This is a genomic window from Devosia sp. A16 (genome assembly GCF_001402915.1).
In the GTDB taxonomy this organism is placed as follows: Bacteria; Pseudomonadota; Alphaproteobacteria; order Rhizobiales; family Devosiaceae; genus Devosia_A.
The window spans coordinates 2,991,571-3,013,864 of record NZ_CP012945.1 but is presented as its reverse complement, the minus strand read 5'-3'; the positions used below and the strand labels follow the sequence as shown (position 1 = coordinate 3,013,864).

The following is a 22,294-nucleotide window of genomic DNA, read 5'->3' as shown; positions in this document are numbered from 1 at the left end:
CTGCACTCCATCAATCCAGCAGGAAACCGACGGATCCGTCATAGGCGCCGCGGGTGCCCGCGGGGCCAACGCCGTACATGGTTTCGATGTGGCCCAGGAAGATTGCCTCGGCGTCGTTAGCAAACTGCATACGATCGGTCGGCAATTCCGGTTTCTTGTCGGTCGGTCTGGCGAGATAGGGGGTCACCAGGATCACCAGCTCGCTCTGCGAGCGGATGAAATCGCGCGAACGGAACAGCGAGCCGAGGATCGGGATATCGCCGAGGCCTGGCAGGCGGTTGATCTGGGTGCGGGTCTTTTCTTCGATGAGGCCGCCGATCGCCAGGGTCTGGCCAGTGCCGATCTCGACCGAAGTCTTGGCGGTGCGCCGCTTGATGCCGGGCAGCGTCGTGTTGCCGACCGTGATGTTGCCTTCGGCGCTCAGTTCGCTGCTGCTGGTATCGACGACGAGCCCGATCTTGCCGTTGGCCTTGATGGTCGGGGTGAAGTTGAGCTTTACGCCGAACTCCTTGTATTCGAACGTCACGTCGCCATCCTTGACGGCGGTCGGCACCGGGAACTCGCCGCCGGCGAAAAAGTCGGCGCTCTGCCCGGAAATGGCGGTGAGCAGTGGTTCGGCAAGGGTGCGGGCGGCGCCGCGCTGCTCCATGGCGCGGATCTGGGCGTCGATGCTGAGGCCGCCGACGTCGACCCCTACTTCGAGAGCATTGTTGGTGAACAGGTTGGAGGCCCCGCCGAGTGGCTGGCTGCTGACCAGGGCGGTGGTGAGCCCGCCACTGGAGAACTTGCCGGTCAGGTCGATGCCGAACTGCTTGGCGAGGCTGCGGTTCACCTCGGCGACGGTCACCTTCAGCATTACCTGCTGGGCGCCGGCGACGCTGATCACGTTGGTGACGTTATCGGGAGAGCCGGCGAACTGCGAAGCAATGGCAATCGCCTTGTTCGCATCGTCGGCGTTGGCGCTGCCTGACAGCACAACGCGGTTGCTCGTGTTGCCCTGCCCGTCGACCAAGGCGACAGATTCTACCTCGATCGCGGAGTTCGGCATGACCTTGGCGAAGGTGTCGCGCAACACGGCGGCAACATTGGTACCGCCGGCATTGTTGCTGCCCTTGGTGCTGACATCGAGCACCACGATTGTGCGACCGGATGCATCGAGGAAGAAGATGTTGGTGTCGCCCGACCCGATGGCCTGCAGTACGGCGCGGCGCTTGGAGCGGAGGATCGCATTGGCGACGCTCGGCTGCGAAACGATCACCTCCTGCACGTCGATCGGCAGGTCGATGATCATCGACTTGTTGAGGTCGAGGCTGACCGACTGGGTGGTGCCGAAGGCGTTGGAGCCGACCCGCAGGTGGGTCGACTCTGCACCGAGCGCCTGATTGAGACCCAGGGGGGCGAGGCCAAGGGTGGCGCCGAGGGCCGCAGCGGCCAGCATCAGCCGGAGCGTGGTGGAGAACAGGCTGCGCGGCGAACGGGTGGTGAGAGCCGGAGACATCACGTAATCCTTACGCATTATTGGCCCTGCTCTTCTGAGCCGGCGCCGTCGAGCGACGCCTGGGCGACGGCGGCGTTCGAGTTCGGCATCACGTCGGAGCCGACACCGAAGCGGATCATGCGGATCGCCCGGCTGGTCTCGTCCTTGACGCTGTCCCCGGGGGACGGGTTGAAGTCGGCGATCGAGCGCAGCACTACCGACAGCGCCCCGACCTTTGCGGCGTTGATGATCAGTTCGCCCTGCGCCGGGGTCAGCTCCAGGGTGGCGATGGTGCCGCCCTGAAAGACGTCGGCCTTGGGGTTTTCTGGGTCGGCCTTTTCACCGGTGGTGCCGGTTTCACCCAGGCGGGTACCGATGGCCAGGACCTTGACGTTGGCGAGGATGGTCTGGCTGACCCCGCCACGGCTCATCACCACGTCGACGCGGTCATTCGGCAGAACGAACCCGCCCGCCGCCGCATCGGCGCTGACCGGCACCGAGACACCGCGCATGCCCTTGGTCAGCACGGCCGAGAGGTAGCCCTGGTCGGAGTGCACCAGTTTCTTGTCGATGATCGGCTCGCCGGGGAAGAATTCGAAGCGCGCGACGGCGTCGAGCATCTTGGTGGGCGCATCGGGCACCGCGGCTTCGCTGATATATTCGGGGCGGACGGCAAACTCCGGCCAATCCTGCCACTCGATGGTCTCGGCCGTGATGCGCTGGCCGACCCCGATGGGAGCTTTGGCCACCAGCACCTTGGCCTTCTTTTCCTCGATGATCTGGGTGGGGCCTTCGACCACGACCTGCTGCGGAGCCGTGCCGCGCGTCGCCAGGAACGCCGCGAGGCCGCCTGCCAGAAGAGCCACGACCAGCAGGATGATACGCGAGAGACCCATAGCCCCCAAACTCCACGCACGGGGCCCTGGAGAGCCCGGCTACACTTGCAGCCGACTATCGGGGCAAAGGGTCAAAGTTTGGTTAATCGTTGCTTGTCGAAGACGGTTAACAAACAGTTTCCAAGTCTTCGGCGAGATCGATCTTCGGGAGTTCGAAGTCTTCAGCCGGCGAGGCGCTGGAAGATCAGGCTGGTGGGATAGACGAGCAGCCCGGCGGCGGCCAGCGCGATGCCGTAGGGCACGCCGGTCTTGCTGTCGTGCAGCCGATCGATCCACACCACCTGCTTGAGCTGCATCGGCAGCGGCCAGCGGCGCACCGCCAGCAACGACAAGGTCAGCGCCCCGCCGAGCAGCGAGGCATAGAGCAGATAGTAGAGCATGCCCTCAAAGCCGAACCACAGCGCGGTCGCGGCGATCAGCTTGGCGTCGCCGCCGCCGATCCAGCCGAGGGCGAAGAAGGTGAAGGACACGGCAAGGACGAGGAGCGCCGCCACCACATGCATGCCCATCAGTTCGAGCGGCAGGCCGGCCAGCAACGCGATGGCGAAGAAGAATCCGGCCACCAGCAGCACCAACCGGTTGGAGATCCGCATGGTCAACAGGTCCGAGGAGGCCGCGAAGGCCATCAGCAGCGGAAACACCAGCATAGCGGGGAGCGTAATGAATGAGGGCATGAGAGGCCGACGGTTTGGCACAGGCGCCGGTCATCCGGCACCAACGGGAGTGTGGCCGAAGCGTCGTTAAGAAAGGAAAAATGTGGAAGGGGACTCCTGTCGGAGTCCCCTTCCACGTCTTAGCTCCCGATAGACTTTATCAGGGGGTGGCCGTGGTCTTGGCGGTTTCAGCCGCGAGACGACCGGAGATGCCATTAAACAGGCCGGACAGGTTGTTCCCCAGAAGGGTGGCGGCAACGATGATACCGACGGCGATGAGCGCGGCAATCAGGCCGTATTCAATCGCGGTAGCGCCGGACTCGTCATTCACGAAACGAGCGATAGTGTTCATTCTTGGCTCCTTGCACACGTCATTCTTGTGACTGCATCTGATGATGCGTCAGCACCGTTCGATACGTCACACATCGAACATGGCCTCACGCTAGGCGGCACCTCTTGAAATTGAGTTAATAGTTGCGGCCCAAGAGCCCCGGATTACAAGGCTTTACGGCATGCTGATCAGATGGTTAAAGTAGTCACCGCAATTGTCGAGAACACTCCCCAAGTAGTACGCTCGGACCGACGCTGCCGACCGGGGCGATCTACCTGGGCCGAGGCACCGGCCTCGCGACATCGCGCAGTTTGCGAATTATTCACCATTCCGCGCAACACTCTGTTTGCCTAAGTGTACCGTGTCCAGGGTTCGTCATGCCGTTCCGCACCAACCTCGCCGCACTCGCCATCGCCTCGACGCTGCTGACGCCGATCGCGGCGCTGGGCGAGAGCGCACCGGTCAGCGTGAAGGTGAACATGGCGCGAATCCTCAGGATCAACGCCCCCGCCGCGACCGTGATCGTCGGCAACCCCGGCATCGCCGATGTGGCGATCCAGGACCCGCAGACCCTGGTGCTGACCGGCAAGAGTTATGGCCAGACCAACCTGATCGTCCTCGACGCGCAGGGCAACCCGATCGCCGACACCATGCTCGAAGTGGTGCAGGAGCAGGCCGGGCTCGTCACCGTTTACCAGGGGAACCGGAGGACCAGTCTCGCCTGCGAGCCGGTATGCCAGCCCATCGTGATGCTGGGCGACGACGCCGGCTATACCAGCGAGGCGATCGGCTCGGCCAATGCCGTCGCCGGGGCCGCGGCAGCCAACTAACCGCCGGTTAACCACGCGCTCGCGTCGCGCGCAAATGCGGCGCATTCAATAACCAATCACTAGGTAGCTGCCGTTAGTTTGCCCTCGCGAACGCAATGCAGTGACCCGATGCCCAGACGCTCCCGATGGCTGAGAAAGCTGATGTCGCCGGCTATCCGCCGGGGCGACGCCTTCCGGCGTGACGAGCGCGGCGTAACCGTCATCGAGTTCGCACTGCTGGCTCTCCCGTTCTTCACGTTCATCGCGGCGATCGTCGAGACCTCGCTGATCTTCCTCGCCGGCCAGATTCTCGACAGCGCCGTTCAGGACTCCGCTCGGCTGATCCGCACCGGACAGGCTCAGAACAGCCCGACACCGTTCGGCAAGGACCAGTTCCGCGCCGCCATCTGCGACGGTCTCTATGGCATGTTCGACTGCACCGCCTCCGATGACAGACTGCGGATCAGCGTAACGGTGTTGACCGATTTCAGCGCCGCAACGCTCGGATATCCGCTGAAGACCGGCGAGGACTGCAAGCAGACCAAATGCGACTGGACGCTCACCGACAGCTACGCGCCAGGCAAAGGCAGCCAGGTCGTCCTGGTGCAGGCCTACTACAAGTGGCCGACCTTGCTGAACCTTCCCGGCTTCAACTTCCAGACGCTGCCGGACGGCACCCGCCTGCTCGCCGCGTCCAGGGTGTTCCGCAACGAACCGTTCGTCTGCGCGAGCTGCCCGTGATGTTGCGGCGGCTGCAGCAGTTTCGAGCCGATGTCCGCGCCGTGGCGGCGGTCGAGTTCGCGCTGGTGCTGCCGCTGCTGATCGGCCTCTATCTGGGGAGCATCGAGGCCGCATCGCTATACTCGACCGACCACAAGGTGGCAACGGTCGCCAGCACGATGGCGGACCTGGTGTCGCGCGAGCGCGGCGAAATCACTTCCGCGACGCTGACCACCTATTTCGACGCCGCCAGGACCATCATGCTGCCCTACGCAGCGACCGGCCTGGTGCAGACAGTGTCCTTGCTGCAGATCGACAGTAATGGCGTCGCCAAGGTCAAGTGGAGCAAGGCAAGCGGCGCGCCCAAGGGACGCGACGCCGACAGCCTCTATCCGCTCGACAAGACTACCAAGATCAACGAGCTGGCGCGGGGCTCCGGCGGCTGGCTGGTGGTCTCGGAGATCACCTATCCCTACCAACCGATCTTCGGTCTGGTACTCACCGGGACGATCACCCTCAAACACGTGCAATATTACCTGCCGCGTTTTCCCAACGAGATCAAATTCAAGTAGCCAAGCCGGCGCTTGCCGAGCCGCCGCAGCCGTGCCATTAGCCGGGTCGTGTTCCCACAAGCGCACCGCTCCAATGGGCTCACCATTCTGTCGGGCTTTCCAGCCGGAAACGTCTGCACTTCTCCCAAGCGCTCCCGCGAGGCCCGCCGATGCAAGATACCTTGATCCCCGTTTTCGACCTCGGCGGCGTGTTCGTCGACTGGAACCCGATGTACCTGTTCCGCAAGCTCTTCGAGACGGAAGAGGAAGCGCAGTGGTTCTGGGATAATATCTGCACCAAGGACTGGAACCTCGAGTTCGACGCCGGAGATATCTTCGCCGAGGGCGTCGCCAAGCTGATCACCCGCTATCCGCGCTATTGGCGCGAGATCCAGGCGTTCGACCTGAGGTGGAAGGAAACCGTCGGAGACTTCATCACCGGCACGGCCCAGATCCATGACGAGCTGATCGCCCAGGACATTCCGACCTTCGCCATCACCAATTTCTCGTGGGAGAAATGGGTGAGTTGCCTGCCCGAGTGGCCGTTCCTCGAAAAGTTCGACGGCGTGGTGGTGTCGGGCCTCGAAGGATTGGTGAAACCCGATCCGCGACTCTACCGGGTTTTCTGCGACCGCTACGGCCTCGCCCCGGAAAGCTGCGTGTTCATCGACGACAGCGAGCCCAACGTGATCTCGGCGCGCAAGTTCGGCATGCACGCCATCCACTTCACCGACCCGAAATCGCTGCGCAAGGAGCTGATCGGGCTGGGACTGCCGCTGAGGAAGTGAGGCAGTCGGCAGTCGGCAGTCGGCAGTCGGCAGTCGGCAGTCGGCAGTCGGCAGTCGGCAGAAATTGCTAAGTGAGTCGGGCCGCGGCGGAGCGCTTTTTCTACTGCCGACTGCCGATTGCCGACTGCCTACTTGGTGCCGTACATGCGGTCGCCGGCATCGCCGAGGCCTGGGATGATGTAGCCCTTCTCGTTGAGGTGGCTGTCGATGGCAGCGGTGAAGATGGCGACATCGGGATGGGCGGTCGAGAATTTCTCGATGCCTTCGGGCGCTGCCAGCAGGCACAGGAAGCGGATATTGTTGGCGCCGCGCTCCTTGAGCTTGTCGACTGCCGCGATCGAGGAATTCGCAGTCGCCAGCATCGGGTCGACAACGATGATCAGCCGGTTGTCGAGCTCGGACGGCGCCTTGAAGTAATACTCCACCGGTTGCAGCGTCTCGTGGTCGCGATAGATGCCGATATGGGCGACACGGGCGGCCGGCACCAGGTCCAGCATACCGTCGAGCAGGCCGTTGCCGGCGCGCAGGATCGAGGCGAACACCAGCTTCTTGCCCTTGATGGTGGGGGCCTGCATGGTGGTCATCGGCGTCTCGATCTCGATCATCTCGAGTTCCAGGTCGCGCGTCACCTCATAGCACATCAGGTGCGCGATCTCGCGCAGCAGGCGCCGGAAGCCGGCGATCGAGGTATCCTTGTCGCGCATGATGGTGAGCTTGTGCTGCACCATCGGATGGTCGATCACCGTAACGCCGCGCATGAATACCTCGAGGGCTAGAGGAAGGATTTGCCGTGGGGGCCGGGCGCGAGGCCAAGCCAGCGGGCGATACTTTCCCCTATATCCGCAAAGGTCGGCCGGATGCCAATGGTTCCGGGCGTGAGGGCTGGGGAAAAGGCCATGATCGGGGTCTGCTCCCGGGTATGATCGGAGCCGCGCCAGGTCGGATCGTTGCCGTGGTCGGCAGTGAGGATGACGAGATCGTCGGGCCGCAGCGCCGCGATCAGTTCGGGCAGGCGCGCGTCGAACGCCTCCAGGGCCCGCGCATAACCCGCAACGTCGCGACGATGGCCGAAATCCTGATCGAAATCGACGAAGTTGGTCATGACGAAGGCGCCGTCGGCCGCCATCTCCATGGCCTCGAGGGTGCGATCGAACAGGGCCATGTTGCCGGTGGCCTTGATCTTGTGGGTAACCCCATGCCCCGCATAGATGTCGGAGATCTTGCCGATGGCGTAGACTTGCCGCCCGGCGTCCTTGGCGCGGTCGAGCAAGGTCGGCTCAGGCGGGGCGATGGCGAAGTCGCGGCGGTTGCCGGTGCGCTTGAAGCTGCCGGCGTCCTCGCCGACGAACGGCCGGGCGATGACGCGGCCGATATTGAGCGGCGCGATCAGCGCGAAGGCGGTTTCGCAAAGCTGGTAGAGCCGCTCGAGCCCGAAATGGGTCTCGTGCGCGGCGATCTGAAAAACGCTGTCGATCGAGGTGTAGCAGATCGGCTTGCCCGTCCGGATCGACTCCTCGCCCAGTTCGGCGATGACGGCGGTGCCGGAGGCGTGCTTGTTGCCGAGGATGCCGGGAATTCCGGATTGCTGGACCAGTTGGGCGATGAGCTCGGGCGGGAAGGTCGGTTCGGTCTGCGGGAAATAGCCCCACTCGAACGGCACCGGCACGCCGGCAATCTCCCAGTGACCCGAGGGGGTGTCCTTGCCCTTCGACACCTCGCGGCCAACGCCCCAGCGCCCGCCCCGGGGTCGGTCGGTGAGGCCGCGCGGGACCTGGCCGGTAGAGAGCCTGGCTGCGGCACCGAGGCCCAGCGCATCCATATTGGGCAGCGAGATCTCGTAGTTGGCGGCAATGTGCCCCAGCGTATCGGCGCCGGTGTCGCCATATTCGGCGGCGTCGGGAGCGCCGCCGATGCCGAAGCTGTCAAGGATGCAGAGGATGGCGCGGGGCATGGTCAACTCTCCGTGGGCGGGACGTAGTCGGCGATCAGCGGATGCTGCTGCGCCGGCCCCTCGGTGATGGTGTAGGTGGCCAGCAGCCGCTCGGCGGCATCCGCCGCCGCAGCTTCGGTGCGCGCATGCACGCGGCAGAGCACCGTCTGCAGGTCGGTTGTCGCGCCCAGGCCGAGGATGCGGTCGAAACCCACGGCAAAATCGATGCTATCGGTTGGCAGCCGCCGTCCCCCGCCGAGCGCAACGACCCCCATGCCGAGCCCGCGCGTATCGATGCCGGTGACGGTGCCGGCAACGGGGGCGAGGATGTCGCGAACGATGGGGGCCTGCGGCAGGTGTGCATCCATGCGCTCGATGAAATCCGTGGGGCCGCCGAGCAGGGCGACCATGCGGGCAAAGTGCTCGCTCGCCTTGCCGCTGGCGAGGGCGAGCTCGACGGCCGCGGCGGCATCGCCGGCATAGCCGGTGAGCTGCAGCGCGGCGGCGCAGAGATCGAGCGTCACCTCGCGCAGGCGCGGGTCCTGGTGCCTGCCGGTGAGGAAGTCGACGGCATTGCGCACTTCGAGCGCATTGCCGGCTGCCGAAGCCAGCGGCTCGTTCATGTCGGTGATCAGGGCCGCAGTGCGCAGCCCGGCGCCATTGGCCACCGAGACGAGGCTTTCAGCCAGGGCGCGGGACTTCTCCAGCGTCGGCATGAAGGCGCCGGAACCGGTCTTCACATCGAGGATCAGCGCCCCGAGGCCGGCGGCCAGCTTCTTCGACAGGATCGACGCAGTGATCAGCGGAATGGATTCGACCGTGCCGGTGACGTCGCGGATGGCGTAGAGCACCTTGTCGGCCGGGGCGAGGTCGGCCGTCTGGCCGATAATGGCGCAGCCGGCCTCGCGCACCACCTTGCGAAACAAGGCGTTGTCCGGGCTGGTGCTGTAGCCGGGGATGGAATCGAACTTGTCGAGCGTGCCGCCGGTATGGCCGAGGCCGCGACCGGAGATCATCGGCACGTAGACGCCTGAGGCGGCAAGGATCGGCGCCAGCATCAGCGAGGTATTGTCCCCTACTCCGCCGGTCGAATGCTTGTCGGCCACCGGCCCATCAAGGTCCGACCAGTCGAGCACGGTCCCCGAATCCCGCATCGCCTCGGTCAGGGCGACGCGCTCGGGGGTCGTCATGTCGCGGAAATACACCGCCATGGCGAAGGCAGCCGCCTGGGCGGAGCTGACCGAACCAGTGGTGAGGCCCGTGATGAAGGCCGAGATTTCGCCCGCTGTCAGGGCGAGACCGTCGCGCTTGCGGATAATGGTTTCTTGCGGGAGCAGGGTCATGGCGGTGTTGTGCGCTGAGCGCCGGGCGATGGCAAGGTGGTGACGGTGGGCGCCGGTCTAGCGGGTGAGCCCGCGGTGATACTGCACCGGCGTTGCGCCCAGCACGGTGCGGAAATCGGTGATGAAGTGCTGCTGGCTGCTATAGCCGAGATCATAGGCGATGCCGACCCAATCCGGCGCGTCGCTGGCGCGGATCTGGGCCGCGGCGGCAAGCAGGCGCTTGCGTTGCAGCAGCCATTTGAGGCCGATGCCCAGGTGCTCTCGAAACGCCTGCTGCAACCAACGCTCGCTGCGCCCGAAGGCCTCGCCGACAGCGGCGACGGTGCTGAGCGCCGGGTCGGTTTCCACCGCAGCGATGATGTCGTTGATCGCCTCCAGCGTCGTATCGGCCACCGGTGCGGCGGTGCGGATGCGCTCGATCAGCGTGGTAATGACCGCGTCATCGTCCCCCTCGAGCAGTTCGGCGATGCCACTGGCATCGGCCCAATCGAAAACGGCGCGCAACGGCACCACCTTGTCCTGCAGGTCGGCCATCTCGCCGGTCCAGAACGCGTGAAAGGCGCCGGGACGGAAGCGAACGCCGACAATGCGGCCGCTGCCGGCAGCCGAATAGGTGCGTTTGCCGCGAAAGGTGCCCTGAATGCCGGACTCCTGGGCCGAGAGGAAAATGTCGACATAGGGCCGGTGCATCACCTCGTCGGACTGGTAGGGCCCCAGCACACTGTCCCAGCGGATGACCCAGAAATGCTCGATGAAGCGCGACAGGTCCTCGGGCGGCGGGACGGTGCGAAACTGCACGTGTCGCTCGAAACCCAGGGGATCGAGCCGGCCACGCGGGTCGTAGGGTTCGCGCTGCCCGGAGGGCCCTGCGGGTTTCTGAAATACAGGCCTCGGCTCATCATTCATGGTCTGAGCATCACCTCAACGATGAAGGAAATTCCAGATGAGCAACAAGCACTTCCTGCGCGGCATGGCCACGGTGAACTTCTTTGCCGACGACATGATCGCGGCCCGCGACTGGTATGCCGAACTGTTCGGCGTCGAGGCCTATTTCCAGATGCCCAACCGCGAAGCGCCGGCCTATGTCGAGTTTCGCATTGGCGACAGCGAGGACGAGTTCGGCATCATCGACCGCCGCTACGCTCCCCAGGCGATGCAGCCCGGCCCCGGCGGCGCGATCCTGCTGTGGCATGTCGACGATATCGAGGCGGCGTTCGCCCGGCTGGAGCAGTTGGGCGCAAGGGAGTATGACCCGATCACCAAGCGCGGCGAGAGCGGGTTCGTCACCGCGTCGGTGCTTGACCCGTTCGGCAACGTGCTGGGGATCATGTACAATCCGCACTACGTCGAGACATTGGCGACCCGCCACGCCTGAGGGCCGCCGCCCGGATTTCGACAAGCGATCGCCCGGCCTCAGTGCTCGACTGGGGCCGAGGCGGCTTTTTCGAGCCGGGTCTTGCGCAGGGTATCGCGGGTATTGGCCAGCATATCGCCGATGAAGCGGCGGACGATCGCCAGTTCATCCTCGGAATAGGAGGCGATCACCTGCTGGTTCATGCGCAGCACATAGTCGCGCAACTGGAGTAGCCCCGCCTCCTCGGTCGCGGGGCCGAGCTCGATCAGCACCCCACGCCGGTCGGTCGGATGCGGGTGGCGCTCGATGAAGCGCGCCGCTTCGAGCCGGTTCAGCATGATGGCGGTGGCGCCGGTGGTCAGGCCGAGGTGTTGCGAGATCGCCTTGGGCGTCGCCTTGCCGTGGGAGGCGCGCACGAAGAACAGGCACATCAGGTCGGTGTGGTTGATCCCCGCCCGCTCGGCGAGCCAGCGATAGACATGCGTCACCTCGGCGGTCAGCTCCCGCAGCAGCTCGTCCATTTCAGGCTTTCGTTCCGATTCCGTCATCTCAGGCCGCACATTCCTCACGCGCAATATAGCTATGCAACATAGTATCTTTGTTGCAAAGTTAAATCAGCTGCTCTAGATGGTGGTCAACCAAACGCAGCCAATGGAGCGGACTATGGCACAGGCACAGGCCACGATGGACCCCAAAGACGCTGTCGACGCCGGTAAGGCGGGGATTGCCGCCATCGGCCGCGCAGCGAACGAAACGAGGGTGGTGGGCATTCCAGTGGAGCGCCTGGTGGCACCGGCGCCCGCTCCCCTGCCCGCCCCCGCCTCGGCCGACACTCCCATCGCCATCCAGCCGACGGCAGCTCCCAACCGGAGCCGCAAGAAGGCAAGACTGTTCGGTGCCGGATTGCTGCTGACGCTGGGGGTGGTGGTCGCCTGGTACCCGCTCGCCGATCACTACGCGCCGTTCGCCTCGGGCGCCTCGATCACCGCCCAGGTGACGCAGGTGGCGCCACGGGTGGCGGGTCCGGTCAAGCAGGTGCTGATCGCCGACAATGCCGAAGTGCAGGCAGGCCAGCCGCTGTTCGAGATCGACGACGCGACGTTCCGGATGGACGTGGCGCAGGCCCAGGGCCAGCTCGACCAGGCGATGAACAACGTGACGTCGGGCGTCGCCGCCGTCCCTGCGGCAGAGGCCAAGCTGGCCCAGACGGAGGTGGCGCTGACCATCGCACAGCAGGAGCTGGAGCGCGCCACGACGCTGCACGACAAGGGCCTGCTGCCACTGGCAAAGTTCAACACGGCGGACGCCAACGCGAGGACCGCGGCGTTGAACGTCGAAGCAGCGAAGGCCGATCTCGAGCGGATCAAGGCATCGGCCAGCACGGCGGACGCACGCAATCCCAATGTGCGGGCCGCACAGGCGGCGCTCGACAAGGCCGAGTTCGCGCTCCGCAACACCACCGTAGCGGCGCCAGCCGACGGCTATGTGTCGAACCTGTCGCTGGCCGAAGGGCAGTTCGTTGCCGCCGGCACGCCGGCCCTGACCTTCATCAACCCCGCCACGCAGATGGTGATCGCCGATTTCCGGGAGAACCAGCTGGTCAACGTGCAGCCGGGCGACAAGGCGACGGTGATGTTCGAGGCGGCGCCCGGCCGGCAGTTCGAAGCGACGGTCGACAGCATCGCCTGGGGCATCAATAGCGGCCGCACCACGGCCAATGGCCTGGCGCAGTCGTCGAACGACACCCGCTGGTTCCCGCCGGCGCGGAAGATCCCGGTGCGCGTCAGCATCGACGACATGAGCGCGCTGCCCGCCAACGTGCGGCTCGGCTCGGAAGCGAGCGTCCTGATCGTGCCTGAAGACGGCATCGTGCCGACCATCGCCCGCGGCCTGATGGGCATCAATGGGCTGCTGTCGGGCCTCAACTAGGACCTGTTCGAGCCGAGGAGGCGCAAATGGAAGAGCTGACCCGCGTCGATCCCAATGAGGATCCCTATCTGGCGCTCCGCACCGCGCTCAGTGTCGCCATCTGCGTGATCCTCGCCGATCCGCTCGGCGTCACGCAGCCGATGATGCCGGTGGTGCTGGGCATGAGCCTGATGTCGAACCAGCGCGGCGCCCTGAACGTGCGCTCGTTCATGGGGCCGGTGATGCTGCCGGTGATGGCGTTCGTGTTCAGCTGGCTCGCGGCGGCGACGGTGAGCGAGCCGATGCTGTTCGTCCTGGTCAACGTCGTGCTGGCCGGCGCCGGCATCGCGCTGATGCTGTTCAAGGGCTCGCGCCTCGGCGTGATGCTGACGGTGTTTCCCGCGATGATGTCGATGTCGGTGCTCTACAGCGATCAGGCGCTGGTGGCGATCCGCGACTCGATGGCGACCGGCGGCGTGATCGTCGGCACCACCGCGGTGGTACTCAACATCCTGTTCCCGCCGCAGACGGCCCTGGTGCATGTCGAGCAACCAAAACCGTTCGAAACCGAGAATCCCGCGGCGGAACTGCTGATCCGCATGGCGGTCTATGTGCCGATCATGCTGCTGACCTACGCGACGGGCGATATGAACCTGCTCATCGTGCCGATCATGCTGGCTTTCATCTGCGCCGAGCCGGATCGCGGCGGGCGGCTGCAGCAGCTGATCGACCGCGGCGGCGGCACCATCGTCGGCGCGGTGGTCGCCGTCGGCGCCATGGCGATCTACTACGTGGTGCCGCAGTTCCCGGTGCTGGTGGCCCTGATCGCGCTGATCACTTTCGTGCTGATCGACAAGATGACCACCGGGGCGAGCCGGCCGCTCTACTACCAGTATATCTGCTCGGTGGCGCTGGTGATGCTGCTGTCGTCCACCTTCGGCGCCCGCGACGCCTTCGAAGTGGTGGTGCAGCGCGTGGTGCTGACATCAGGAGCGATGGTTGGAGCGATAGCGCTGCTGTCGCTGCTGGAGGCGGTGTTCATTCCAAGGAAGGGGATGGTGGGTGCGTCGGGTGCGTGCAGAGCCTTGCGACTCTTGCGTCTCCCTCCCCCTTGCGGGGAGGGATCAAGGGTGGGGGTCAGTGCGGGCACATTGCTCAAGGCTTGCTCAATGATGGTGAAGACACCCTCGGCGTTCTCGGTGATTTCGTTGTTCCAGACACGCAGGACACGAAAGCCGCGAGCGCGCAGGTAGTCGTCACGGGCGCTATCGTAGTCACGCTCGGCCGCGGAGGTATGCGTTTCGCCATCAGCTTCGATGATCAGCTGGGCATGCATGCACGCGAAGTCGGCGTAGTACGGACCGATCTGTTGCTGACGGCGGAAGTGATAGCCACGCTCGCTGAAGACGCGAAGGATGGCCCAGAGCTTTCGTTCTGGGCCGGTGGCGTTGTGCCGTAGCTGCCTGGCGCGCTCGATGCTCAAGCCGAAACTCCGGTGCTCGCGGACCCCCACCCCTGTCCCCTCCCCGCAAGGGGGAGGGAGACCCTCACACCGCTCCTGGTGAAGGCATTAAGCCCCGTAAGGCACCCAGACGTTCTTCACCTGGGTCGCGCGCCTCAGGAAATAGTCGCCCTCGAACTTCGCCTTATCGCTCAGGTCATAGAAGAGCCCGCGGCTGGTCCAGGTCTGCTTGACGTTGCCGGCCGAGGCTTTCTCGACCATGGCCGAGGTCTCGGCATCGCCGGCGAACCAGATGGCGTCGATGCCGTCATGCTCGGCGAGCGTCCTGGCCAGCACCTTGCTCTCCCCGGTGACGATGTTGAGGACGCCGGGGGGCACGTCCGAGGTTTCCAGCACCTGGTAGAAGTCGGTCATCGACAGCGGCGATTTCTCACTGGGCACCAGCACCACCGCGTTGCCCATGGCGAGCGCCGGGGCGACGAGCGCGATCGAGCCGAGCAGCGGGCGCGACGGCGGCGCCAGGATGGCCATGGCGCCGAGCGCTTCGACCATGGCGGTCGCCACCATGCGCTGCGGCGGGTTGTGCACGGCGCCGTCATACTTGTCGGCCCAGCCGGCGAAGGCGAACAGGCGCTCGACGCTGGCTGCGACTTCAGCGGCGCCGTCCTCACCGGTCTGCGCCTTGATGCGGGCGGCGAACTCGTCGGCCCGGTACTCGAGGTTCTCGGCGAGGAAATAGAGGATCTGGGCGCGGTTATGGGCCGAGGTGGTGGCCCAGCCGAGCGCGGCGCGGGCGGCCTCCACGGCGTTGCGGATGTCCTTGCGGTTGCCGTCGCCGACTTCGCCGACGAGCGCGCCAGAGGGGCCGTAGACCGGCCGGGAATAGCCGGAATCCGGACGAGCCTGCCTGCCGGCGATGTACATCTTGGCGGTCTGGTCGATGCCGCCGGCATCGTCGAGCGGATTGGCGGATTTGGCTGCCTTGGGCGTCGCGGCGACGAAGGGCTTCAGCTCCTTCTCCCACTTCGGCTTCAGGTAGGAGACCATGCCTTCACGGCCGCCTTCGCGACCAAAGCCGCTTTCCTTGTAGCCGCCGAAGCCGACCGCGGCGTCGAAATTGTTGGTGGAGTTGATCCACACCACGCCGGCCTTCAGCCTGGGGGCGATATCTAGGGCGAGGTTGACGTTCTCGGTCCAGATGGTCGCGGCGAGGCCGTAGCGGGTGTTGTTGGCGAGCGCCGCCGCCTCCTCGGGGGTGCGGAAGCTCATCTCGACCAGCACCGGCCCGAAGATCTCCTCGTTGGCCACGGTGTTGGCAGTCGACACGTGGGTGATCAGCGTCGGCTTGATGAAGCAGCCGCCGCCCGGCATATCGATGTCGGGCTCATAGAGCTGGCCGCCTTCGGCGACGCCTTTCTTCACCAGGTCGCGGACGCGCTCGACCTGCACCGGGGCGACCAGGGCGCCGATATCGACGGCCTTGTCGAGCGGATCGCCGACGCGGAGCGTCGCCATGCGCTTCTTCAGCTTTTCGAGGAAGCGCTCTTCGATCGATTCCTGGACGAGGAGGCGCGAGCCGGCGCAGCAGACCTGGCCCTGGTTGAACCAGATGGCATCGACGAGACCCTCGATGGCGCTGTCGATGTCGGCATCGTCGAAGACGATGTAGGGCGACTTGCCGCCGAGCTCGAGCGACAGACCCTTGCCGGTGCCGGCAGTGGCCCTCCTGATGATCTTCCCCACCTCGGTCGAGCCGGTGAAGGCGATCTTGTCGATATCAGGATGGCTGGTGATGGCGGCGCCGGTGTCGCCCTCGCCGGTGACGATGTTGACCACGCCCTTGGGCAGGTGGGCCTTCTCGCAGATCTCGGCGAACAGCAGTGCAGTGAGCGAGGTGAACTCGGCCGGCTTCAGCACCACGGTGTTGCCAGCGGCGAGCGCCGGGGCGATCTTCCAGGCCAGCATCAGCAGCGGGAAATTCCACGGGATGATCTGACCGCAGACGCCATAGGGCACGTGGTCGGGGAACTCGCGCTCGAGGTGCTGGGCCCAACCGGCATGGTGGTAGAAGTGGCGCGCCACCAGCGGGATATCGACATCGCGGCTCTCACGGATCGGCTTGCCGTTGTCCATGGTCTCGAGCACCGCGAAGAGGCGTGAATGCTTCTGGACCAACCGGGCGATCGCATAGAGGTACTTGCCGCGCTGATAGCCTGACAGAGCCGACCACTTGGGGAACGCTGCGCGGGCAGCCTTCACAGCGGCGTCGACATCGGCGGCGGTGCCGTCGGTGACGTCGGCAAGCTTCTTGCCGTTGGCCGGGTTCTCCGAAGCGAAGGTCTTGCCGGGGCTGGTCCAGGCGCCGTTGATGAAGTGGCCGAACTTGTTGTCATGCGCGGCAAGCCAGGCGAGCGCCAGATCAGGCGATTCCGGCGCCGGGCCGTAGTCGAGGGAGGTGAAGATTTCGGCGATTTTGTTCATTCGAGACACTCCCTCTCCACTCTCACCGGGTCATTCCCGCGAAAGCGGGAACCTCCGTTTTCTTTGCTCCGCCTGCGCGAGTGGATGGATCGCAAACAGAGTTTCCCGCTTTCGCGGGAATGACACCGGGGGTGGGGCCGCCCCCTCCACCAGCTTCGCTGGTCCCCCTCCCCCGCCACGCGGGGGAGGATCACGGAGAGGCCGGTGTGTGGTTCACACCATCGGCATCCGATAGTCCGCCGCGTAGTGACCGGTCAGCGTGTGCTCCAGCTGCCGCTCGATGTCGGTGAGCAGGCTGGACGCGCCGAAGCGGAACAAATGCGGCTGCAGCCAGTGGGTGCCGAGCTCTTCCTTGATCAGCGCCATGTAGTCGAGCGACAGCTTTGCCGTGGCGATGCCGCCGGCCGGCTTGTAGCCGATCTCGATGCCGGTTTCCTCGTGGAACCAGCGGATCATCCGCACCATCGACAGCGAAGTCTGGAGGTTGGCGTTGACCTTTTCCTTGCCGGTCGAGGTCTTGATGAAATCGGCGCCGGCCAGCATGCAGACCAGCGAGGCTTTGGCGACATTGGTCTGCGTTGCCAGTTCGCCGGTGCCCAGGATGGTCTTGATATGGGCGTCGCCACACGCCTTCCGCATGGCTTTGACTTCGTCGTAAAGCGCCTGCCAGTCGCCGCGCAGCACCATGCCGCGCTCGATGACGATGTCGATCTCATTGGCGCCATCGGCGACCGACGCTTCGATTTCGGCGAGGCGGGTCGAGAGCGGCGCGAGCCCGTGCGGGAAGGCGGTCGACACCGCCGCGACGTTGATGCCGGTGCCCTTGAGCGCCTCGACCGCGGTCTTGACGAAAGAGTGGTAGACGCAGACGGCAGCGGGCTTGATGTCGAGCTCGGCGACGCCGAGGCCGTCGATGATATCCTGCCGCACCGGGTGACGGGCCTTGGCGCAGAGCCGCTCGACGCGGCCCGGGGTATCGTCGGAGTTGAGCGTCGTCAGGTCCATCAGCGTGATGGCCTTCAGCAGCCAGGCGGCCTGCCAGTCCTTCTTCACCGTCCGGCGAGCCGGCAGCGTCGCAGCGCGCCGTTCGAGCGCCGAGCGGTTCATGCGGACGCGTTCGACCCAATCGAGATCGAGCGGGAAGCCGGGATTGCGCCTGTGCGAGCCAGCGGGCTCGATGGGCTTTTTCTTTGCAAGCTTGGGTTCGGCCGGTTGATCGACGACGCGAAGTTCCATGGTGGCCTCCTTGCCTGAAACGGGTCTTACGCCCGTTTTGCGGCAGATTTCATGCAGGCATTATCGGCCCAAAAACTCGGGTCCGAAAGAGTGCGGCAGCAGTTGAGCGATGGTCTGCTCGAGCGGAGTGCCGTCGATGCCGTGCGAGACGACGACCACATCCTGATCGGCGAACTCGCGGATGCGCTGCCGGCAGCCGCCGCACGGGGTGACCGGCGTCGTTCCCGGGCCGGTGGTGTAGACGCGCTTGATGCGCCGGGCCCCGCCGGCCAGCATGGCGGCGATCGCCGAGGGCTCGGCGCAGTTGCCGACCGGATAGGCGGCGTTCTCGACATTGCAGCCGACATAGATCTTGCCGTCATCGGCAAGGATGGCGGTGCCGACCTGGAAGTTCGAATAAGGCGCGTAGGCCCTGGCGCGAACGGCTTCGGCCGCGGCAAGCAATTGGGGGTCAAGCGGATGGGGCATGGCAAATCTCTAAGAAGGCCCCCTCACCCGCCGCTTTGCGGCGACCTCTCCCCCAAGGGAGAGGTGAGGTTGCGGCACGATCTCGCCCCATCACCACCTCTCCCTTGGGGCAGAGGTCGGCCCGCCGGGCCGGGTGAGGAGGCCTTTCGGCGAATGACGGGCTGAAGCGCACCTAGCGCTCCTTCGTATAGGCGACGCCACCGGCCTTGGGGCCGACGGCCTTGCCGATGAAGCCGGCCAGCAGGATGACGGTGAGAATATAGGGCAGTGCCTGGATGGCCTGCACCGGCACGCCGACGCCGAAGATCGAGGTGCCCTGCAGACGGATCTGCAGCGCATCGAGGAAGCCGAACAGCAGGCAGGTGAACATCGCCGGCACCGGCTTCCACTTGGCGAAGATCAGCGCAGCGAGCGCGATGAAGCCCTTTCCGGCGGTCATGTTGTTGCCGAAGCCCGAGCCCTGGGCGATCGAGAAGAACGCCCCGGCGAGCCCGCAGAGCAGGCCGGTAATCAGCACGGCCTGATAGCGGAGCTTCGTGACCGAGATGCCGGCGGTATCCACCGCCTTGGGGTTCTCGCCCACGGCCCGCAGGCGCAGCCCGAAGCGCGTGCGATAGAGCACCCACCAGGTGATCGGCACGGCGAGGAAGGCGACATAGACGAGGATATTGTGGCCCGAGATCAGCTCGGAATAGATCTGGCCGACCACCGGCACCCCCGCCAGCTCGTTGGCAAAGGGCAGATCGATGTTCTGGAAGCGGCCGCTCACCGGCAGTTGCGGGGTGCGACCGCCCTGCCCGAACCACTGGATGCCGAGGAAGGTGGTGAGCCCTGCCGCCAGCATGTTGATGGCGACGCCGGCGATCAGCTGATTACCGCGCAAGGTAATGGCGGCCGCCCCCTGGAGCGCCGCGGTGGTGATCGAGACGGCGAGCCCGGCGAGCAGACCGAGCCAGACATCTGCGGTGATCGCGGCAACCGCCGCCGCAGCGAAGGCCGAGGCCAGCATCTTGCCTTCGAGGCCGATATCGAACACGCCGGCCCGCTCGGAATAGAGCCCGGCGAGGCAGGCGAGCAGCAGCGGGGTCGACAGCCGGAGCGTGGCGTCGAGGGTAGAGAGTATGAGGCCGAGATCCATGGCTCAGCTCCCCGACTTGACGCTGTTGGCTTCGACGGCGGCGGCCTTCTGCTGCGGCGACAGCGTCATGAAGATGCGCTGCAGGCCGGGGCGGAACAGCCCTTCCATGGCGCCGGTGAACAGGATGACCAGCGCCTGGATGACGACGACCATTTCCTTCGACAGCCCGGGAATGACGTATTGCAGCTCGTTGCCGCCCTGGTAGAGCGCGCCGAACAGCAGTGCGGCGAGCAGGATGCCGATTGGATGGTTGCGGCCCATCAGCGCCACCGCGATGCCGACGAAACCGGCATCCGCGACGTAGTCCAGCACCAGGCGATACTGCACCCCGACCACCTGGTTGACCGCCACCATGCCGGCGAGTGCCCCCGACATGGTCATGACGATCATGATGATGCGGCTGTTGGACATGCCGGCATAGCGGGTGGCGGTGGGGTTCTGGCCCAGGGCGCGCATGGCGAAGCCGAAGCGGGTATGCCAGATCAGCACATAGGCGCCGACAAGGCAGATGAGCGCCAGCACCAGGGTGAAGTTGACGTCGGTGTTCTTGAACCAGGGGATGAAGGCGCCTAGCTTGGGCATGCGCCCCTCGGCGGCGATCATCGCCGACTCGGGCGCCAGCGTGCCGGCCGGCTTCAGCACGTTCACCACCATGTAGACCATGACCGCGGCGGCGATGAAGTTGAACATGATGGTGGTGATGACGACGTGCGAGCCGCGCTTGGCCTGCAGCCACCCGGGAATGAAGCCCCAGAGCCCACCCACCGCCCCGCCGGCGAGGATGGCGATCGGAAAGGTGATCCACCAGGGCAGCAACTGCAGCGGCAGCGCCACGGCGATGACGCCGAGCCCGGCGATATAGGCCTGGCCGTTGCCGCCGATATTGAACAGCCCGGCATGCGCGGCGACCGCCACGGCAAGCCCGGTGAAGATGAAGTTGGTCGAGTAGTAGAGCGTGTAGCCGAGATTGTAGCCGTTGCCGAAGGCGCCGGTGACGATGGCATTGAGCGCCGCCAGCGGATCCTGGCCGATGGCCAGCACGACGAGGCCGGAAACGATGAAGGCCAGCGCCAGGTTGAGCAGTGGCAGCAGCACTACGTCGGCCCAGCGCGGCAGCGGCTTGAGGATGGCGGAACTCATGGCGTCTGTCCCTGGGCCGCGGCGACTGCCTGCCTGTCGGTGACGCCAGCCATCATCAGCCCCAGTTCGCCCTCGGTGGCGGTGGCCGGATCGGCTTCGCCGACGATATTGCCGTCGAACATCACCAGGATGCGGTCGGCCAGCGAACGGATTTCGTCGAGCTCGACCGAGACGACGAGGATCGCCTTGCCGGCATCGCGCATCTTGATGATCTGGTTGTGGATGAACTCGATGGCGCCGATATCGACGCCCCGCGTCGGCTGCCCGACGATCAGCACATCGGGGTTGCGCTCCATCTCGCGCGCCAGGACGATCTTCTGCTGGTTGCCGCCGGAGAAATTGGCGGTCTTCAGCCGCTCGTTGGCGGGGCGGATGTCGAACTTCTTGATCCGCTCGCGGGCCTGCGCCTGCGCCGCCGGAATGTCGAGGAGGATGCCCTTGCCATAGGCCGGGTCGTCCTCGTAACCGAGCATGGCGTTTTCCCACTCCTCGAAGGCGGTGATCAGGCCCATCCGCTGGCGGTCTTCGGGCACGTGGGCGAGGCCGGCCTGGCGGGCGCGATGCGCGCCGTCGTCGCCTTCGAGCGACAGGGGCGTGCCCTTCAGGCGCACGATGCCGCTGGCCTGGTCGCGCATGCCGGAGATCGACTCGAGCAGTTCGGACTGGCCGTTGCCGGCGACCCCGGCGATGCCGACGATTTCGCCGGCCCGCACGGTGAAGCTCACATCCTTGACCCGGGTGACGCCGAGATCGTCTTTGACCACCAGGTTCTCGACCGACAGATAGGTGTCGCCCGGTTTGGCGGCGGTCTTTTCGACGCGCAGCAGTACCCGGCGACCGACCATCAGTTCGGCGAGCTGTTCGGGATTGGTCTCCGAGGTCTTGAGCGTTTCCACCATGGCGCCCTGGCGCATGACCGACACATAGTCGGTGATCGCCATGATCTCGCGCAGCTTGTGGGTGATGAGGATGATGGTCTTGCCCTGGTCGCGCAGGGTGCGGAGCACCCGGAACAGGTCGTCGGCCTCGGCCGGGGTGAGCACGCCGGTCGGCTCGTCGAGGATCAAAACGTCGGCGCCGCGATAGAGCGCCTTCAGAATCTCGACGCGCTGCTGGGTGCCGACCGAAACGTCCTCGATGATCGCATCGGGATCGACATCGAGGCGGTACTCCTTGGCGAGGCGGGTCAGTTCCTTGCGCGCCCGATCAAGGCTGGGGCCGAGCATCGCGCTGTCCTCGGCGCCGAGCACGACGTTCTCGAGGATGGAGAAATTGTCGACCAGCATGAAGTGCTGGTGCACCATGCCGATGCCGAGCGCCAGCGCATGGCGGCTGTCGGTAATGGCATGCGGCGTGCCGTTGACGCGGATCTCGCCGCTGTCGGCGGTATAGAAGCCATAGAGGATGGACATCAGCGTCGACTTGCCGGCGCCGTTCTCGCCGACGATGCCATGCACCGTGCCGCGCCGGACCTTGAGGTCGATGTCCTTGTTGGCATGCACAGCGCCGAAGCGCTTGTTGATGCCGATCAGCTCGATCGCCAGATCGGATGCGGCGACCGAAGATGCAACGGCCCCTTGGGGCCGCTGCACATTGGGATCACCCATGG

Annotated in this window: 22 protein-coding genes and 1 pseudogene; 7 read left to right on the top strand and 16 right to left on the bottom strand. The window is 65.4% G+C overall.

The window, feature by feature from the left end:
• Positions 1-10: 10 nt before the first annotated feature.
• From APS40_RS14655 to APS40_RS14640, 4 genes are all read right to left on the bottom strand, one after another.
• Entirely contained in the window at positions 11-1,516 is a 1,506-nt protein-coding gene (locus APS40_RS14655; RefSeq protein WP_055047757.1) for a type II and III secretion system protein family protein, read from the bottom strand.
• Positions 1,516-2,373: a Flp pilus assembly protein CpaB gene (gene cpaB, locus APS40_RS14650; RefSeq protein WP_055047756.1), complete on the bottom strand. Its 858-nt coding sequence runs from the start codon at positions 2,371-2,373 to the stop codon at positions 1,516-1,518. Before cpaB ends, APS40_RS14655 begins: the two co-directional genes overlap by 1 nt.
• A 161-nt stretch (positions 2,374-2,534) precedes the next feature.
• The gene (locus tag APS40_RS14645; protein ID WP_055047755.1) at positions 2,535-3,047 is read right to left on the bottom strand and encodes an A24 family peptidase; all 513 of its coding nucleotides are present in this window, start codon (positions 3,045-3,047) and stop codon (positions 2,535-2,537) included.
• A 139-nt stretch (positions 3,048-3,186) separates the two neighbouring features.
• Positions 3,187-3,378, bottom strand: coding sequence for a Flp family type IVb pilin (locus APS40_RS14640; RefSeq protein ID WP_055047754.1), 192 nt, complete (start codon positions 3,376-3,378; stop codon positions 3,187-3,189).
• A gap of 356 nt (positions 3,379-3,734) precedes the next feature.
• On the opposite strand from APS40_RS14640, the gene APS40_RS14635 reads away from it, so the two are divergent.
• The 4 genes from APS40_RS14635 to APS40_RS14620 all read left to right on the top strand — a co-directional run bounded on the left by APS40_RS14635 (position 3,735) and on the right by APS40_RS14620 (position 6,225).
• A complete protein-coding gene (locus tag APS40_RS14635) occupies positions 3,735-4,187 on the top strand; it encodes a pilus assembly protein N-terminal domain-containing protein (protein WP_055047753.1) in 453 nt (150 codons plus the stop codon).
• A 108-nt stretch (positions 4,188-4,295) separates the two neighbouring features.
• Entirely contained in the window at positions 4,296-4,907 is a 612-nt protein-coding gene (locus tag APS40_RS14630; RefSeq protein WP_082434422.1) for a TadE/TadG family type IV pilus assembly protein, read from the top strand.
• A complete protein-coding gene (locus APS40_RS14625) occupies positions 4,907-5,458 on the top strand; it encodes a TadE/TadG family type IV pilus assembly protein (protein ID WP_055047751.1) in 552 nt (183 codons plus the stop codon). Before APS40_RS14630 ends, APS40_RS14625 begins: the two co-directional genes overlap by 1 nt.
• Positions 5,459-5,607: 149 nt before the next feature.
• Positions 5,608-6,225 (top strand): HAD family hydrolase, encoded by a 618-nt coding sequence (locus tag APS40_RS14620; RefSeq protein WP_055047750.1) that lies wholly within the window; start codon positions 5,608-5,610, stop codon positions 6,223-6,225.
• A gap of 128 nt (positions 6,226-6,353) precedes the next feature.
• On the opposite strand, the gene upp is transcribed toward APS40_RS14620, so the two are convergent.
• The 4 genes from upp to APS40_RS14600 form a co-directional block, all read right to left on the bottom strand.
• Positions 6,354-6,983: a uracil phosphoribosyltransferase gene (gene upp, locus APS40_RS14615; protein WP_055047749.1), complete on the bottom strand. Its 630-nt coding sequence runs from the start codon at positions 6,981-6,983 to the stop codon at positions 6,354-6,356.
• A 14-nt stretch (positions 6,984-6,997) separates the two neighbouring features.
• The gene (locus tag APS40_RS14610; RefSeq protein ID WP_055047748.1) at positions 6,998-8,176 is read right to left on the bottom strand and encodes a phosphopentomutase; all 1,179 of its coding nucleotides are present in this window, start codon (positions 8,174-8,176) and stop codon (positions 6,998-7,000) included.
• A gap of 2 nt (positions 8,177-8,178) precedes the next feature.
• Positions 8,179-9,492 carry a thymidine phosphorylase gene (deoA, locus tag APS40_RS14605; protein ID WP_055049678.1) on the bottom strand — a complete coding sequence of 438 codons (1,314 nt, stop codon included), beginning with the start codon at positions 9,490-9,492 and terminating at the stop codon, positions 8,179-8,181.
• 63 nt (positions 9,493-9,555) lie between these two features.
• On the bottom strand, positions 9,556-10,296 hold the full coding sequence (locus APS40_RS14600) for a helix-turn-helix domain-containing protein (RefSeq protein WP_197279333.1): 741 nt from the start codon (positions 10,294-10,296) through the stop codon (positions 9,556-9,558).
• A gap of 145 nt (positions 10,297-10,441) precedes the next feature.
• On the opposite strand from APS40_RS14600, the gene APS40_RS14595 reads away from it, so the two are divergent.
• Complete coding sequence (locus APS40_RS14595; protein ID WP_055047747.1) at positions 10,442-10,873, top strand: VOC family protein; 432 nt, start codon at positions 10,442-10,444, stop codon at positions 10,871-10,873.
• A 38-nt stretch (positions 10,874-10,911) separates the two neighbouring features.
• On the opposite strand, the gene APS40_RS14590 is transcribed toward APS40_RS14595, so the two are convergent.
• Entirely contained in the window at positions 10,912-11,373 is a 462-nt protein-coding gene (locus tag APS40_RS14590; protein WP_055047746.1) for a MarR family winged helix-turn-helix transcriptional regulator, read from the bottom strand.
• Positions 11,374-11,515: 142 nt separating this feature from the next.
• Here APS40_RS14590 and APS40_RS14585 point away from each other — a divergent pair, with 142 nt between their 5' ends.
• Positions 11,516-12,781 (top strand): HlyD family secretion protein, encoded by a 1,266-nt coding sequence (locus tag APS40_RS14585; RefSeq protein WP_055047745.1) that lies wholly within the window; start codon positions 11,516-11,518, stop codon positions 12,779-12,781.
• 26 nt (positions 12,782-12,807) lie between these two features.
• Positions 12,808-13,758, top strand: a pseudogene (locus APS40_RS25510) (FUSC family protein); the annotation flags it as partial.
• Here the strand turns inward: APS40_RS25510 and APS40_RS25335 are convergent.
• The 7 genes from APS40_RS25335 to APS40_RS14550 all read right to left on the bottom strand — a co-directional run bounded on the left by APS40_RS25335 (position 13,647) and on the right by APS40_RS14550 (position 22,292).
• On the bottom strand, positions 13,647-14,273 hold the full coding sequence (locus tag APS40_RS25335; protein WP_236884277.1) for an endonuclease domain-containing protein: 627 nt from the start codon (positions 14,271-14,273) through the stop codon (positions 13,647-13,649). The pseudogene APS40_RS25510 and the gene APS40_RS25335 sit on opposite strands and share 112 nt — an antisense overlap.
• Before the next feature lie 57 nt (positions 14,274-14,330).
• The gene (locus APS40_RS14575) at positions 14,331-16,703 is read right to left on the bottom strand and encodes an aldehyde dehydrogenase family protein (RefSeq protein ID WP_055047743.1); all 2,373 of its coding nucleotides are present in this window, start codon (positions 16,701-16,703) and stop codon (positions 14,331-14,333) included.
• Between the two features lie 213 nt (positions 16,704-16,916).
• Positions 16,917-17,939: a deoxyribose-phosphate aldolase gene (gene deoC / locus APS40_RS14570; protein WP_082434418.1), complete on the bottom strand. Its 1,023-nt coding sequence runs from the start codon at positions 17,937-17,939 to the stop codon at positions 16,917-16,919.
• A gap of 60 nt (positions 17,940-17,999) precedes the next feature.
• Positions 18,000-18,407 carry a cytidine deaminase gene (locus tag APS40_RS14565; protein ID WP_055047742.1) on the bottom strand — a complete coding sequence of 136 codons (408 nt, stop codon included), beginning with the start codon at positions 18,405-18,407 and terminating at the stop codon, positions 18,000-18,002.
• 172 nt (positions 18,408-18,579) lie between these two features.
• Positions 18,580-19,545 carry an ABC transporter permease gene (locus APS40_RS14560; RefSeq protein ID WP_055047741.1) on the bottom strand — a complete coding sequence of 322 codons (966 nt, stop codon included), beginning with the start codon at positions 19,543-19,545 and terminating at the stop codon, positions 18,580-18,582.
• A gap of 3 nt (positions 19,546-19,548) precedes the next feature.
• Positions 19,549-20,685, bottom strand: coding sequence for an ABC transporter permease (locus APS40_RS14555; protein ID WP_055047740.1), 1,137 nt, complete (start codon positions 20,683-20,685; stop codon positions 19,549-19,551).
• Positions 20,682-22,292 carry an ABC transporter ATP-binding protein gene (locus tag APS40_RS14550; protein ID WP_082434417.1) on the bottom strand — a complete coding sequence of 537 codons (1,611 nt, stop codon included), beginning with the start codon at positions 22,290-22,292 and terminating at the stop codon, positions 20,682-20,684. The genes APS40_RS14555 and APS40_RS14550 overlap by 4 nt, the downstream gene beginning before the upstream one ends.
• Between the last annotated feature and the right edge of the window lie 2 nt (positions 22,293-22,294).

Coding starts and splice junctions, on each gene's coding strand:
- APS40_RS14655 (WP_055047757.1), bottom strand. CDS start 1,516: ATGCGTAAGGATTACGTGATGTCTCCGGCTCTCACCACCCGTTCGCCG.
- cpaB (WP_055047756.1), bottom strand. CDS start 2,373: ATGGGTCTCTCGCGTATCATCCTGCTGGTCGTGGCTCTTCTGGCAGGC.
- APS40_RS14645 (WP_055047755.1), bottom strand. CDS start 3,047: ATGCCCTCATTCATTACGCTCCCCGCTATGCTGGTGTTTCCGCTGCTG.
- APS40_RS14640 (WP_055047754.1), bottom strand. CDS start 3,378: ATGAACACTATCGCTCGTTTCGTGAATGACGAGTCCGGCGCTACCGCG.
- APS40_RS14635 (WP_055047753.1), top strand. CDS start 3,735: ATGCCGTTCCGCACCAACCTCGCCGCACTCGCCATCGCCTCGACGCTG.
- APS40_RS14630 (WP_082434422.1), top strand. CDS start 4,296: ATGCCCAGACGCTCCCGATGGCTGAGAAAGCTGATGTCGCCGGCTATC.
- APS40_RS14625 (WP_055047751.1), top strand. CDS start 4,907: ATGTTGCGGCGGCTGCAGCAGTTTCGAGCCGATGTCCGCGCCGTGGCG.
- APS40_RS14620 (WP_055047750.1), top strand. CDS start 5,608: ATGCAAGATACCTTGATCCCCGTTTTCGACCTCGGCGGCGTGTTCGTC.
- upp (WP_055047749.1), bottom strand. CDS start 6,983: ATGCGCGGCGTTACGGTGATCGACCATCCGATGGTGCAGCACAAGCTC.
- APS40_RS14610 (WP_055047748.1), bottom strand. CDS start 8,176: ATGCCCCGCGCCATCCTCTGCATCCTTGACAGCTTCGGCATCGGCGGC.
- APS40_RS14595 (WP_055047747.1), top strand. CDS start 10,442: ATGAGCAACAAGCACTTCCTGCGCGGCATGGCCACGGTGAACTTCTTT.
- APS40_RS14590 (WP_055047746.1), bottom strand. CDS start 11,373: ATGGACGAGCTGCTGCGGGAGCTGACCGCCGAGGTGACGCATGTCTAT.
- APS40_RS14585 (WP_055047745.1), top strand. CDS start 11,516: ATGGCACAGGCACAGGCCACGATGGACCCCAAAGACGCTGTCGACGCC.
- APS40_RS14575 (WP_055047743.1), bottom strand. CDS start 16,703: ATGAACAAAATCGCCGAAATCTTCACCTCCCTCGACTACGGCCCGGCG.
- deoC (WP_082434418.1), bottom strand. CDS start 17,939: ATGGAACTTCGCGTCGTCGATCAACCGGCCGAACCCAAGCTTGCAAAG.
- APS40_RS14565 (WP_055047742.1), bottom strand. CDS start 18,407: ATGCCCCATCCGCTTGACCCCCAATTGCTTGCCGCGGCCGAAGCCGTT.
- APS40_RS14560 (WP_055047741.1), bottom strand. CDS start 19,545: ATGGATCTCGGCCTCATACTCTCTACCCTCGACGCCACGCTCCGGCTG.
- APS40_RS14555 (WP_055047740.1), bottom strand. CDS start 20,685: ATGAGTTCCGCCATCCTCAAGCCGCTGCCGCGCTGGGCCGACGTAGTG.
- APS40_RS14550 (WP_082434417.1), bottom strand. CDS start 22,292: ATGGGTGATCCCAATGTGCAGCGGCCCCAAGGGGCCGTTGCATCTTCG.